Origin of the sequence: Sphingobacterium sp. UBA1897 (assembly GCF_002337775.1) — a bacterium.
GTDB lineage: Bacteria > Bacteroidota > Bacteroidia > Sphingobacteriales > Sphingobacteriaceae > Sphingobacterium > Sphingobacterium siyangense.
The window spans coordinates 143488-158025 of the sequence record NZ_DDGR01000025.1; the positions used below are offsets into that span (position 1 = coordinate 143488).

Annotated in this window: 8 protein-coding genes; 5 read left to right on the plus strand and 3 right to left on the minus strand. The window is 43.5% G+C overall.

The window, feature by feature from the left end:
* From B4N43_RS16515 to B4N43_RS16525, 3 genes are read right to left on the minus strand one after another with little or no spacing between them, the layout of a single operon-like run.
* Positions 1 to 813, minus strand: a complete 813-nt coding sequence (locus B4N43_RS16515) for a DUF4397 domain-containing protein (RefSeq protein ID WP_286735658.1) — start codon at positions 811 to 813, stop codon at positions 1 to 3.
* A gap of 18 nt (positions 814 to 831) precedes the next feature.
* The gene (locus B4N43_RS16520; protein ID WP_286735659.1) at positions 832 to 2397 is read right to left on the minus strand and encodes a SusD/RagB family nutrient-binding outer membrane lipoprotein; all 1566 of its coding nucleotides are present in this window, start codon (positions 2395 to 2397) and stop codon (positions 832 to 834) included.
* 12 nt (positions 2398 to 2409) lie between these two features.
* Complete coding sequence (locus tag B4N43_RS16525; RefSeq protein ID WP_286735660.1) at positions 2410 to 5493, minus strand: SusC/RagA family TonB-linked outer membrane protein; 3084 nt, start codon at positions 5491 to 5493, stop codon at positions 2410 to 2412.
* Positions 5494 to 5923: 430 nt separating this feature from the next.
* Here B4N43_RS16525 and B4N43_RS16530 point away from each other — a divergent pair, with 430 nt between their 5' ends.
* From B4N43_RS16530 to B4N43_RS16550, 5 genes are all read left to right on the plus strand, one after another.
* Positions 5924 to 6784, plus strand: coding sequence for an ROK family protein (locus B4N43_RS16530; protein ID WP_286735661.1), 861 nt, complete (start codon positions 5924 to 5926; stop codon positions 6782 to 6784).
* Entirely contained in the window at positions 6781 to 8058 is a 1278-nt protein-coding gene (locus tag B4N43_RS16535; protein ID WP_286735662.1) for a sugar porter family MFS transporter, read from the plus strand. The genes B4N43_RS16530 and B4N43_RS16535 overlap by 4 nt, the downstream gene beginning before the upstream one ends.
* Before the next feature lie 160 nt (positions 8059 to 8218).
* Positions 8219 to 9385, plus strand: a complete 1167-nt coding sequence (locus B4N43_RS16540) for a glycoside hydrolase family 130 protein (RefSeq protein WP_182983117.1) — start codon at positions 8219 to 8221, stop codon at positions 9383 to 9385.
* A gap of 80 nt (positions 9386 to 9465) precedes the next feature.
* On the plus strand, positions 9466 to 12612 hold the full coding sequence (locus B4N43_RS16545; protein ID WP_286735663.1) for a SusC/RagA family TonB-linked outer membrane protein: 3147 nt from the start codon (positions 9466 to 9468) through the stop codon (positions 12610 to 12612).
* A gap of 11 nt (positions 12613 to 12623) precedes the next feature.
* Positions 12624 to 14522: a RagB/SusD family nutrient uptake outer membrane protein gene (locus tag B4N43_RS16550; RefSeq protein ID WP_286735664.1), complete on the plus strand. Its 1899-nt coding sequence runs from the start codon at positions 12624 to 12626 to the stop codon at positions 14520 to 14522.
* Positions 14523 to 14538: the final 16 nt, after the last annotated feature.

The window sequence follows — 14538 nt, forward strand, 5'->3', positions numbered from 1 at the left end:
CTATCGAACTAAGAAAAATGAAACATAGGGCTTCATGATGGTACTGGTAAATCCATCATAGCCTAAGGCATAAACAACATACGACCTGCGGTCAAGTATCGCTCCGGCATTGCTATAAGAGGCGATTACTGTACCATTTGTTACAGGTGATCCGGCTTTGCGGATCTTCCATGTCCGTGTCGCAATACGGTTCAGTTGGAAATAGGGGCTAGTCTCTAGGTATTTAACGTCTTTGGCGACAAGTGAATCCTGCACCGCAAGGGCATCCGCGCTTCCAGTTGCTGCAGCGCCATAATAGAGATCAATGGACGGGACATTGGGCATCAGATTGGTAAATCGGTATTTTGCCTGTGTACTGTCGGGCCGCGAAAGATCCTCTTCATTTAAGATCATTTTCGTATGCTGCGCTGTATCTGTAATATGCAGGGTATAGCGCTTGCCGGCACCAAGGTTTACGGATGATTCGGCCAATATAATGGAGTCGCGTCCATCATCGGTTTTATGTGGAAGGGCAACCTGTACTTTCACATTGCCGGCCTTCCATTTTAAAAAGTCGGGTCTGGAGTCCCCGCGGGTGTTGTACCCGCCGCCGGGAAAAGGTTCACGTCCCCGGATGAGCGAAGTGACGCGCTGGTCATCAAATTTGACATACATATAGCGGTCATCGGGATAGATAGATGCCATATTTACCTTCACAATGACATCATCGGGGCCGAGAAACTCTACTTTTCCAAAGTCTTGAATGGACTTCTCGCAAGAATATAGGGCAAATGCACCTAAAGCAAGAAATACTATTTTTTTGAAATTCTTCATAATTTTTTCTTTAATCCGTTAATAAGTTGAAGTGACAAACCAGGTCGGCTTAATCACATACTCCGGCTCTAGGGCGCCCCATCGTTCAAGCTCTGAAGCATTCCATACGTACTCCGAATTATAACGCGGCCGGACGCGGTAACAATAATCATTGTAAGTCAGCTGGCTGCCGGCCAATGGAATAAACTGCTTGAATATTTCCGTATTATAATGATATTTTCTTAAATCACACCATTGTTCAAGACCTCCCCAGCCCCACTGGACAATATACTTTTGTCCCATGATGTCTGCTAAGGTCAAATCAGCAGCAGAGAGGGGTATTTCTCCTCCCTTGATATAGTTATCTGCTTCAACAGAAGTGATGACTTTTTCGTTGGTGGTATTGATGTACTTATTGACGAAGTTTATGTGTGCATAAATTCCTTTGATGTATGCTTCATAGGCCTTTGCGGCATCGCCTTTGATAAATAGTGCTTCGGCCTTGACCATTTGCAGCTGCGCGTAGGTCATCAGCGGAAAATCAGCTGCGTCCCTAAAGATAAATTTGCCCACGCCGCTACTGACGTCTCCAAGGATGTTTGGAACTGTTGTGTTGGATACATTGGGATCGCCGCCGATGTAGATGCTGTCAACCGGATTGTTGATCATTAACATGCGCGAAAGACGTGGATCGGTCGATACTTTCGGGTTTTCAATGGGTTCACCGCGCAATCCTCCGGTGAGGTAGCGTACGATCGGCTTGCCTGCTCTGTTATAATAAGATGTGGTGTAAAGACCAAATCTGGAGCTTACCACATTGGCTGTTTCCGATTTATCACCGTCAAATTTAACGCCTGCATCATCGGACGGTGAATCAAATGAACGGTCCACAAAATAGGCAATGGAATCGGCATATTTTTCTTTAAAATCGGGTTTGTTGACCAAGTGAATGTACTGAAGTGCTTTTAAGCCGTAGACAAACTTTCGCCAGCGGTCCATATTTCCCCGAAATAGATTATCGCCTTTTTTTGAATTCAGGTTGGCACTATAATCGACAGGGCTTTTTTGATCCAGATAATATAAAGCCGAATCACACCATACACGTACTTTAGCATATACTTCGGGCTGGTCATTATATTTGAAAGATAACTGCTGTGTACGCAAGGCTTCATCGAGAATAATCGGGCCGTGGTAATCGGTGAGCATCTGATAGCCCCAGGCCTTTACGGCATAGCCGATCGCGGCGTATTCATATTTTTGATTGACTATTGCATCGTTGATCATCAGCTGCAGGTTGAGTCCATGATCAAAATAGACCATACGCCACATCACACCGCCAACATCACTTTGCTGCGGGAAACCATGACGTTCCCAGATCCGGGAGGATTCGTCTGTACTCGCGCCCAAGATGGTTTGATTGAATTTGTTCATCTGCCGTTGGTCATTGGCATAACCATTGGCCATCTGATAGATAATTGGAGCTAGAAGCAATTCGGCTTTGACAAGCTGTGGGTTGGACGGATTTTCATTGATGTCCAGGTATTTTTTACAACTGCTCAATCCGGCAAGGACTGAAAAGATGAGTATATAAAGTTTTGTTTTCATGATATATTCCTCCTAAAATCTCAAGTTAAGACCAAAATTGAAGCCTCTTGGCTTAGCCATGTTTCCGTAATCTATACCATATCCGCCGATGCCGCCAAGGCCGGCCGTATTACTATTGCTTTCCGGGTCAAGTCCTGTATAATTCGTAAAAAGAAAAAGATCGGTAGCGGTAAAAAATACACTTAATGCAGCTTGTGGCGAAATACGCTGTGTGAGATGCTTGGGAAGTGCATAGCGGAGCGTAACATCGCGCAGCCTAAATGCATAGATGTTTTTCTCGATAAACATCTGCGGTTCTATATTGGTCATATAGTAGGCTGAAGCTGAATAAGGGGTTACCGCAATACGGTTCGTTGTTGGATTGGCTGTATTTTCGAGTCCGTCCTCGAGTACCCCCTCAATCACCCGAGGGTTTTCCCGATTTAACGTCTTAACAGACTGCCCATAGGTATAGAGCCTATAATCCAGTCCATTGAGCACATCGCCACCTTTGCGCAGGTCCCATAAGAAGGTGAGGTAAAAATCTTTGTAGTTGAACTTATTGACAATGCCCAGCGTGAAGTCAGGAATACGATCTCCAATAGGATAATATTTGTCGGTGCCGGCGATGGGTAGACCGGTTTGAGGGTTTATCAAAATGTCTCCGCGATCGTTTCGCTTAAATTGTGTTCCAGTTAAGGTACCGATACTATAGCCCGGCATGACCGAAGACCTTACGCCGCTCAGTACCCAGGTGTCAGAATCATACAGTTCGGGCAATTCTTCCGCTAATGAAAGTACTTTTCCTTTGTACTGGGTAAAATTAAAGGTCATGTCCCAACTGAAATCGGTTTTTTTGATCGGGTTGACGTTGACTTGCAATTCGGTACCGTAAGTCTTGACTTCACCGCCGTTCATCATCCGTAAAACGAAGCCTGAGCCATAACTCAGTCGTGGTAGAATGATCTGCCCGGTGCTTAAACGGTTAAAATAGCTGAAATCAAATGTAAGCCGGCGCTTAAAAAAGCCAAATTCGAGTCCTGTTTCAAAATCGCGGGTCTTTTCGGCTTTCAGATCGGGATTTCCGCCATTCACACCATAGGCAAATCCACCACCTGTGGATAGCTTAGGCTCGAGATTAGATAAAGTGTAATAGCTTTTAAAGGGCGCTTTTCCCGTTGTTCCCACAGAGATGCGGTATTTTCCGTCGCTGAGCCATTGCACTTTATTTTTGAAGAAAGACAAGTCTGAAAAATTGAAGGCCAACGAAGCCGATGGATAGCCAAAATACGGATTATTGGGCATCATTCGGGAGGCTGCATCCAGTCGTCCGGTTAAATTTAGATACAGCAGGTTGTCAAGATATCCAAATCCAGCCTGTGCCAAAAATCCAACTGTCCGAAAGTTATTGGCAACAGATCTTGCCAGGCGCGTACTGGGGAATGTGTTGTTGATGCTGTAAAAGTTGGGATCGTAAAAGTCCTCGCCATACTGTGAGTTGGTGAGGGTATTATAATCTTTGAATTCAGTTCCCAAGTTTGCCCGAAAGCTGATATCACGGCCGATTTTTGTATTTGCCGTAGCCATGAATGATCCTGATAGCACACGGCCATTAACTTGATACACATTCATGGATCCGTTGCGTACATTGGTCGAAGATCCAGACCCGGAGTAGGATTGCGGATGGTAAACGCTTTGGCCCAGTGTGTTGGCGAAGTCGATGCCGATGATGCCGTTTAGACTTAGCCAATTTGTTGCGCGATACGTCATATTGGAAGTGGCCAGAATGCGGTTTACGTCATCATTAGCGGTATTGCGGTATACATCCCAAAAGGGATTGTCGAGCTCGTTGTAAATATCTGAATTGTGGATTACACGATTCCCTTTTTCGTCAATCCAGTCGCGCACATCATACAGCGGGTTGAAGCGCATTAGTGTAATCAAATAACCTGTATTTCCTTTTCGGGCTTTATCGTTCTGTGTATTGATATAATTGAAAGAGGTGTTGAATTCAAGCTTTTCGTTAAACTTAGCTGTTCCGTTGAGACGGGTCGAGAAGCGTTTATAGCTTGTATTTGGTACAATACCGGTATTGTCGCTGTATTCGTTGGACCAGCGGTAGGTCACTTTTTCAGAACCACCTTCAAAGGAGAGGTTATGCTTTTGGTTATACCCGGTGCGGAAAAAATTGTTGACATTGTCTTTGTAGAGGGTAGCTCCTTCAGGATATTTTGGCCCCATAGCGTAGACAGAGGTCCCAGAATACGTACCATTGGTACCCTGTGCATACACATATTGCCGCTCGGGATATTTATTTACCGTTTCAACGCGTCCAGATAAGGAATAATTGACTGTAAACTTACCGGCCTTGCCTCTTTTTGTGGTGATCAAAATAGCGCCGCCGGCACCTTGGCTCCCAAACTGAGCTGTAGCTTCGGGTCCTTTCAGAATGGTATAGGTTTCGATGTCCTCTGGATTAATATCCATGGCGCGATTAGAATAATCTAGATCCCTATTGGCACCATTGCTGGCGAGATCATTTTCGTTTAATGTGGAATTGTTGATGGGGACGCCATCGACTACAATCAGTGCATTATTGTCGCCAGAGATAGAGGCAAAGCCACGCAGTACGATCTGTGCAGATGCACCCGGCATACCACTTGTACTATTGATAGAAAGACCCGGTACGCGACCTTGGAGGCCCTGGAAAAACGATTCACGCTGTGTTTCGGATACATCTGACCCTGCGACAATAGGGGTCGAATACCCCAGGGTTTTACGATCACGCTTGATGCCGAAAGCGGTGACAACGACTTCGTCCAAAGAGGAACTGTTTTCGGATAGGCTGACGTTGAGGACTTGCTGGCCGGAAAGCGCTTTTTCGATCTGTTTATAACCGACATGTCTAAAAATTAAGGTGGCGTTTTCTTGTACCGTGATCTTGTAGATGCCACTATTGTTGGTGATGGATTGGGTGTTTTTCCCTTTTTCGAGAACTGTTACACCGCCTAATGCCGATCCATCTGTCGTAGAGACTTTACCGGTAACGATTTTTTGGGCCAGGGCGACACCATACGTACTCAGTAAACTCACTAGTATGAGCATACTTCTTTTCATAATAAAATTGTTGTTTGATTAGTTTCGTTTAATTTGTTTTGCTAATGCACCTGGTGCTTGGGCAAGGTAATACTGTACTATTCCATAAAAAATTCATAGCGGTTAGAAATCGGTTTGTATATGTTTTATACCAAATATAGCATAAAAGTGCAATATTTAAAATTTTTTGACGGTTTTTTACGTTTAAAGACGAACATTATTGAATAAAACCGCATAAATATGCTTTGTCTGGACTCTTTTGATAGCTATAGCGCAGTGCTTCAATAAATTACATTGCTTTTGGTTTTTAATGGATCAAAGCTTGAGTAAGCTGTAATATTCGCCAAAAAAAATAAAAAATAGTTGTTTTTAAAATTTATGTGCTATATTAGCAGAATTAAGCAAAACCGGTTTTGCTTAATCATTAGGGATAACCAATTTTAAAAATAACATGCATCATACCGAAAATATAATTTTATGTGTCGATTTGGGTGGTACCCATTGTTCTGCTGGTCTCGTATGTGAGCCTTCTGCACGTTTCATGGACGGATCCTACTTTCGCGGAAATGTAAATAGCAACGCAGAAAGAGGACAGATTTTGTCAGAAATAAAACAAACCATCGACAAAACCCTAAGTTCAACCACGCTCCTGCCATCCGAAATTCTCATCTCTTGCCCTGGTCCGTTCGATTACGAAAACGGTATATCCCTAATGGACGGAATGAACAAATATCAGTCGTTACTAAACGTTAATCTAAAAGCATTTTTTGCGCATATCACTGGAATTGATCTAGGTTCGATCCACTTTTATAACGACGCTGCAGCATTTCTGTTGGGGGAGGTTGTCGACAAAAAAATGGAAAATAAGCGCATTATAGGCTTGACCCTAGGAACAGGATTAGGCTCTTCGTTATACGAGGATGGAAAGATTGTAGATCTCAATTTAGGATCGGCGCCTTACCTTAATGGTATCGTGGAAGATGTGATCTCAACCCGGGGCATTCTATCCCATTTAAAAAAAGTCTTCGGATCGGTACCCGCAAACAATATAAAGGATTTAGTACAACAGGATCATTTGGAGGTTTATAGAAAGGAAGCTTTTGACTTCTTAAGCAACGAACTGATTACTTTCATTAAAGAATATATTGGTCCATTAACTCCAGATACCATTATCATTGGTGGCAGTATTGCCAAAGCTCACGCTCACTTTTTTGATAAACTGGCGTCCTCTCTTGACATGAAATTAGCTCTTGCGTCATTTGATGAACGCAACTTATTTCTAGGATTAACCCTTAAGACATTTAGTATATGAAGCCTATTTGGAAATTTACATTAATCGCATCCTTGGGCGGTTTTTTGTTTGGTTTCGAAACAGCCGTCATCTCCGGCGCGGAACAAATCATACAAAAACTATGGAACCTGGATGCTGTCCGCCACGGTCTTACTGTATCCATCTCCTTGATCGGAACTATTATAGGAGCTATTATCGCCGGGCGTATGGCCGACAGGTATGGGCGTAAACCCGTGCTTTATTTTGTTGCCTCTTTATATTTACTCTCGGCGTTGGGCTGCGCCGTAGCTTCTCTTTGGGAATTTTTCTTGCTGTTCCGCCTGCTGGGCGGGCTTGCTGTTGGGATTAGTTCTGTGGTCGGACCGGTTTATACCTCTGAAATTGCTCCTGCAAAAGACCGGGGTAAACTTACAGGAACATTTCAGATTATGATCGTGCTCGGCATTTTTACGGCCTATCTGACAAACTTTCTCTTTATGAACGTAAACTCAGAAGGCTGGAGATACATGCTTGGCATCATGGCCGTTCCCGCTCTATTGTTTGTGCTTTTATTGAATTTCATTCCCGAAAGCCCCAGATGGTTGTTGCAACGGGGACAGATTGACAAAGCGCATGCGAGTTATTTGAGACTAGATATAAAAGCTGAGATGCTGGGCAATCAGTCTCAGATACCGGCTAAAAATGTCAAACTTTTTCAAAAAAGGTATGCCAGACCGATACTCTTCGCTGTTTTGCTTGCCTTCTTCAATCAAATGACAGGAATCAATGCAATTCTATATTATGCACCACGGATTTTTGAAATGGCTGGATTTAATGCAGAATTAGCCTACCTTCAGCCTATTTTTATCGGTGGTACCAACTTGCTCTTCACCCTGGTGGGCATGAGCATCATCGATCGTTTTGGGCGGAAAAAACTGCTGTTGACAGGTGCCATAGGTATGTTCTTATTTCTTTTATTGGCCGCGTTTGGCCTAAAAGGCGTAAACGCACAATTTTTACTTTTCTACATTATGGGATTTATCGCATCTTTTGCGTTATCCCAAGGTGCTGTGATTTGGGTTTTTTTGGCCGAGATTTTTCCGAACGAAGTTCGCGCTCAAGGCTCATCCTTAGGAAGCACGACCCATTGGCTATTTGCTGCAATCATATCTTGGGTATTTCCCATTATCGTAGAGGGCAGTACGCTTGGCGGTTATTATGTTTTCCTATTCTACGCACTCATGGTCATCCTGTCTTTCGTGTTTATTCTGTTTATGCCCGAAACGAAAGGTAAGGTATTAGAGGAAATAAACTAAGATTACCTATATTAAATAATTGTTAATTTCTCACAAATAAACGCTATTGATTTATAAACTTCTTAGTTTCGCATTGCAAAACCGGTTTTCTAAATCAAATTGGCTATTAAATGATCTATAATAAATTTCGACAAGAATATAAATTAAAAAGTTAAAGCATATGAAACATAAAACACATTTAGTAACGTCGCTGTCTATAATGGCTACTTTGATAACTATTTGGAGCTGTAGCGTGCAAAAACAACAAGCACATTCCGGTCCAAATTGGGTAATGGGCGGTTTCGTTCGTCCAGCAGGGGTAAACCCTGTAATCGAGCCGGATAGCACCACAACATTTTTGGATCCCATGACTGGAAAACTCGTACAGTGGGAGAATAATGACACCTTCAATCCAGCCGCCGTTGTTAAAGGTGATAGTATTTATGTGCTGTATCGGGCTGAAGATAGGACAGGTGTGAAAATCGGACATCGAACTTCCCGCCTAGGGCTAGCCGCGAGTGCTGATGGGACACATTTTGACCGCCAGCATACGCCTGTGTTTTATCCTGGAAATGACAATCAACGTGAATTTGAATGGCCTGGTGGCACCGAGGATCCGCGCATAGCAGAAGCTGAAGATGGTACCTATGTGATGTTTTATACGCAATGGAATCGAAAAGTACCTCGCTTGGGGGTAGCTACCTCAAAAGATCTTAAAAACTGGACAAAATATGGACCTATTTTTAAGAAATCGAACATCCTTCCTGACCTAGTCAACAGATCGCATAAATCGGCATCGATTGTCACTAAACTGGAACATGGTAAGCAGATAATTACTAAAGTAAACGGTAAATATTGGATGTATTGGGGCGAGCACGGTGTATATGGTGCTACTTCGGATAATTTACTTGACTGGGAACCGGTTGTAGATGAGAAAGGTGAACTCAAAGCGTTCATTTCACCGCGAGCGGGTTATTTTGACAGCTCATTAACAGAATGTGGCCCGCCGGCCATCCTGACTGATAAAGGAATTCTACTATTGTATAACGGCAAAAACCATCCCGAAAAAGGAGATAAGCGGTTTAATAAAGGTACTTATTCAGCGGGGCAGGTCCTCTTCGATAGCAAAGACCCGGGAAAAGTATTAGCAAGGATGGACGTACCTTTTCTGCGGCCAATGGAAGCTTTTGAAAAAAGCGGTCAATACGTAGACGGGACAGTGTTTATCGAAGGCCTCGTTTATTTTAAGCAGAAATGGTTTCTCTATTATGGCTGTGCTGATTCAAAGGTAGGAGTAGCCATTTTTGATCCCAATAAGCCAGCTGCTTTGGATCCGCTGCCTAATTAGAAATAAGTTTAACTATATGGCCATATTGAAGAACGTCTACGTTTTTTAATTAAAAATAATAACCAAAATAATTTTATAGAATGATACAGCGTGATTTGAATGCGCCCTACAAAAAAGCTTTAAAGGTGAGTTTGCTAGGGCTCGCACTAATGACATCCGCGGCTTACGGGCATGAGCGATGGGACAATAATCCTATACGCATGGTCATAGCCAAAGCGCCCGTCCAGATAACTGGACAAGTAATGGATGCTGCCAGCAATCCCATCGCTGGGGCGACTGTGAAAGTAAAGCGCACACCGTCTATCGGAACCAGTACGGACGGCACTGGAAGGTTTTCCATTACAACAGAACCTAATGAAACGCTATTGATCTCTGCCACTGGCTATAAAAGCCAGGAAATCATGCTGGGGGGCAGAACGAGCTTATCCATTATTTTACAGGATAGCGTGGCAATGATGAACGAGGTGGTTGTGGTGGGATACGGGGTCCAGAAGCGTGCTTCGGTAACAGGTTCAGTTGCATCCATACAGGCTGAAGAGCTGATTAAGGTAAAGACGCCAAACGTCACAAATATGCTGGCAGGTCGATTGCCAGGGATCCGTGCGGTACAACGCAGCGGTGCTCCGGGTGATGATGGTGCTTCGGTCGATATCCGCGGGTATGGCAGTATGCTCGTTATTGTAGATGGGGTACAAAGGGATTTTGCACAGGTAGATCCTAATGATATTGAATCTATATCTATCTTAAAGGATGCTGCCGCCGCAGTATACGGATTTAAAGGCTCAAATGGCGTTTTATTGGTGACGACAAAAAAAGGAAGCAATTCAAAGACTAAAGTAGAATATAATGGCTATTATGGACTGCAACAGGTAACACGATACCCCCGCATGATGAATGCCTACGAATATGCATCCTTGTACAATGAAGCGATTTATAACTCCAATCCGTACACGGGGGTGCCCGCTTATAGCCAGGAACAGCTCGATAGTTACAAAAATGGAACGCAAGGGACTGACTGGTGGAGTTCCTTGGTGCGTGACAATGCTCCACAGAGCTCACACAACGTCAGCATCTATGGCGGAAATGATAAGGTCAAATATTATAATTCTGTTGGCTATGTTGATCAAGGGGGGATTTTGAAATCAGATGACTGGAACTTTAAACGGTATAATCTACGTTCCAATATAGATCTGAATCTTACATCAAATTTCACGGTCGGATTTAAATTGACAGGTCGTTTACAGGACCGTGAAAAACCCTATGGAGGTGATGATCTTTTTACGCAGGCACAGATGGCTATCCCGATTTATTCCATTTATGCCAACAATAATCCCAGTTACTGGCAGGCTATCGGAAATATGGCTAACCCTATACATAGCTCTTATATCGAAAATAGCGGATATGAGTCGCGGCTGAGAAGGGAGTTCAATGGGTCTGTGGATCTAAATTGGAAGCTACCGTGGGTAGCTGGACTTTCTTTGCGCGCTATGGTCGCTTATGACTATAAGAACAGCGAATGGAAAACATGGCAAAAGGCGTTGAGCGATTATCAGTATAATCAGGCGAACGATCAATATACCGAAGTTGCTTTACGAAAAAAGGCAAGTCTGGAGTCCAAGATGGAAAATCTGTATATGCCTACACAGCAGTATTCGATCAATTACAACCGTGTATTTGGACAAAAACATGATGTCAGCGGCTTACTGTTATGGGAAGCTTATCATGACCGTTTGACCGATATATTAGGTTTTAGGGAATCTTCCATCGGTATCATCGACGACATCAGTAAAGGGGATACCGAGAATCAGAATGCAAGCGGCAAAAGTGTAGAAACGGCTCACGCAGGTTTAGTGGGACGGTTCAACTACGCTTTTGACCGAAAATATCTGCTTGAACTGAATTTCCGCTATGATGGATCTTACAAATTTCAGCGCGACCGCAGATGGGGGTTCTTCCCGGGAGTGTCAGCAGGCTGGCGGATTTCGGAAGAGAAATTTTTCAAAGACAACTTACCCCACTTTGATAATGTCAAAATCAGAGGTTCATATGCCAAAGTGGGAGATGAGGGGGATTTTTCGGCATTCCAATACCTCGATGGATATGTGTATGGCGGAAGTTATGTGCTGGGCACAGGAGGCTTGTCTTCTGGGCTGAGAAGCAGTGGAATGGCCAATCCTTGGCTGACATGGTACGAGTCTAATATCATGAATCTAGGCTTTGAGGCTTCCTTTAAAAACGGATTGATCAATACGGAGTTCGACTGGTTTAGACGCGAACGCTCTGGCCTTCCGGCGACAAGACAAGGTACTTTCCCGACGACATTCGGCGAGTCAATGCCGCAAGAGAATTTAAATTCTGATATCAATACTGGTTTTGAATGGACGGTAGGCCATAAAAATAAAATTGCTGATTTTGCTTATAATGTTTCGGCCAATTTTTCCATTACACGCATTCGATATGGCTATGTTGAACGTGCAGCATCAACCAACCTTTACAATGACTGGCAGAACAATAACAATGACAGGAATAAGGATATCCGATGGGGGAAGACGGTCGTTGGGCAATTTTCATCTTATGAAGATATTTTAAACTCACCTGTGCAGGATAATAATGGAAATCGATCCCTGCTTCCTGGAGATTTAAAATTCAAAGATGTGAATGGCGATGGTATCATCGATGGGAACGATGTGGAACCGATAGGCCATGGTGCAACACCAAGAATGTATTATGGACTAAACCTGGGAGCAAACTATAAAGGATTTGATATGACCTTATTCTTTCAGGGTGCTGCAGGTCATGATATTTACATCAGCGGAGATATCCTTGATCCGTTTATTCAACAGGGGCTCGGCAATGGATTTGCATTTATGACAGACAGATGGCATCGGGCAGATCCTGCCGATCCGAATAGTGAATGGATTGCTGGCACGATGCCCGCCGCCCGGGTAACTGGCCAGGTGGATAACCGGTCTGATAACTCATGGTCTTTACATAAAGCGGATTATCTACGGTTAAAAACATTGGAAGTCGGGTATTCTCTTCCAAAAAAATGGATAGAGTCTTTAAAGATTGACCGATGCAGAGTCTATTTTAATGCCAATAACCTGCTGACTTTCACGGGGAGTGATGCGTTATTGAAAAATATAGATCCTGAAAGCAATCAAAGCCGATTGCGCTATTATCCACAATTGAAAACGTTCAATTTTGGTATTAATATAGTTTTATAAAACCCTATACTATGAAAATGAAATATTTCAGTCCACTTCTTCTGAGTTGTGCATTTACACTGAGTTTATATAGTTGTAACGATTACCTGGACCGGGAGCTCACCAGTGGAATTATCACCTCTGATCTCATCTGGAAAAGTCCGCAGGCGATACAGTCTGTATTGGTCACCATGTACGATGAAGGATTAAGATTAGATGAATTTGACGATTGGTTTACCGGGAAATCCAATCTGCTTAATTTGACATCCTTGTCGGATGAAGCCACAGGAGCTTATCAAAAAGATTATGCATTTAGCAATGCCAATTCGATATATACGTATAGTGATTATGTATTTGAAGATCCGTTTGCGACTAGATATGTGCAGATACGGCGTACCAACGACTTTTTGAAGAAACTGAGCGAGACTACAGTCTTGAGCGACGAGGAGAAGCGCCTAGTCGATGCTGAGGCACGGTGGATACGAGCGATGCAATATTTTGGTTTGGTTAAACGCTATGGTGGTGTCCCCTTGCTAACGACACCACAAGAATATGTGCCCGGCGATTTTTCGGCATTACAGGTTCCAAGAAATAAAGAATCGGAAGTTTACGATTTTATTATCAGTGAATGTAAGGCGATCAGCGACATACTTCCGGTATCGCGATCTGCAGAAAGTAAATATAGAGCCTCCAAAGGTGCAGCCCTTGCCTTATGGTCCCGTGCTTCGCTGTATGCCGGCTCGATTGCTAAATATGGTTCAAATGTAAATTTAAGTGGCGAGGCTGTAACGCGAGGTTATGTGGGTATAGCAGCCAATGAGGCAACACGTTATTTTACGGAATCTTATAATGCTTCAAAAGCATTGCTGGAGGCCGGCACTTACAGCCTTTATAACAAAAATTCCGACAAAGCAGAGAACTTCTATGAACTGTTTTCCAAAAGTGTAAATGGGAATAACGGGGAATATATCTTTCAGAAAACATTCAATGTTTCAGCGGGAAAAGGTCACATGTGGGATAAGATGAATGCTCCTTTTTCCTATCGTGGTGACGGGTGGGGATGCGGTGTAACACCTACGCTCGAAATGGTCGAAGCATTTGAATACAGCGATGGTAGTGTCGGTAAATTAGCCTTAAAAAATACGGATGGGACACCTCGTAGTTTTGATAGTCCCTACGATCTTTTTGTGGGGAAAGACCCGCGATTGTTTGCTTCCATCTACGTCCCCGGAGCTCCTTTAAAGGGCAGTAAGGTCGAATGGATACGGGGGGTAATTAACGGACAGAACGGCTCGGGACAAAAATATCAGGCACAGAATCAGCCGGACAAAGATAATGTGGCTACAATTGATGGTGTGAGGTACAATACTTCGGGTAAAGATGGCGGTGCAGACGTTGGGGATGCGTCAAAAACGGGGTTTTATATGCGTAAGTTTTTTGATGAAACTCTCACGGATATGACAAATATTGATGCTAAGCGCTCGGAGACACCTTGGGTGGTATTTCGTCTTGGTGAGATATACCTCAATTTTGCTGAGGCCTGCGTGGAGCTTGGTGGCAAAGATGCAGAAGCTCTTCAGGCGGTAAATAACATTCGTGCACGCGCCGGAATTCAACCTCTTGCAACGATATCCACTGCTAAAGTAAGACAAGAACGTAAGGTCGAACTTGCTTTTGAAAAGCTCCGTTTCTGGGACCTCAAGCGGTGGCGCGTGGCTCATCTGGATGAATCCCAGGGAGGACTTACTAACTATAGAGGTACAGCGTTATATCCTTGGTACAATGTCAAAAGTAAGAAGTATACTTTTGAAACTGGAGTTCCTCCAAAACAAAAGAGATTATTTCTGGAAAGAAACTACTATATCCGCATCAGTCCTACGGACTTGAGCACAAATCCGCAGCTGGTTCAGAATCCGGGCTACGGTAATTAATTTAGATGTATACAAT

Excerpts from the sequence above, each read along its gene's own strand:
- B4N43_RS16515 (WP_286735658.1), bottom strand. The coding sequence starts at position 813 with ATGAAGAATTTCAAAAAAATAGTATTTCTTGCTTTAGGTGCATTTGCC.
- B4N43_RS16525 (WP_286735660.1), bottom strand. The coding sequence starts at position 5,493 with ATGAAAAGAAGTATGCTCATACTAGTGAGTTTACTGAGTACGTATGGT.
- B4N43_RS16540 (WP_182983117.1), top strand. The coding sequence starts at position 8,219 with ATGAAACATAAAACACATTTAGTAACGTCGCTGTCTATAATGGCTACT.
- B4N43_RS16520 (WP_286735659.1), bottom strand. The coding sequence starts at position 2,397 with ATGAAAACAAAACTTTATATACTCATCTTTTCAGTCCTTGCCGGATTG.
- B4N43_RS16545 (WP_286735663.1), top strand. The coding sequence starts at position 9,466 with ATGATACAGCGTGATTTGAATGCGCCCTACAAAAAAGCTTTAAAGGTG.
- B4N43_RS16535 (WP_286735662.1), top strand. The coding sequence starts at position 6,781 with ATGAAGCCTATTTGGAAATTTACATTAATCGCATCCTTGGGCGGTTTT.
- B4N43_RS16530 (WP_286735661.1), top strand. The coding sequence starts at position 5,924 with ATGCATCATACCGAAAATATAATTTTATGTGTCGATTTGGGTGGTACC.
- B4N43_RS16550 (WP_286735664.1), top strand. The coding sequence starts at position 12,624 with ATGAAAATGAAATATTTCAGTCCACTTCTTCTGAGTTGTGCATTTACA.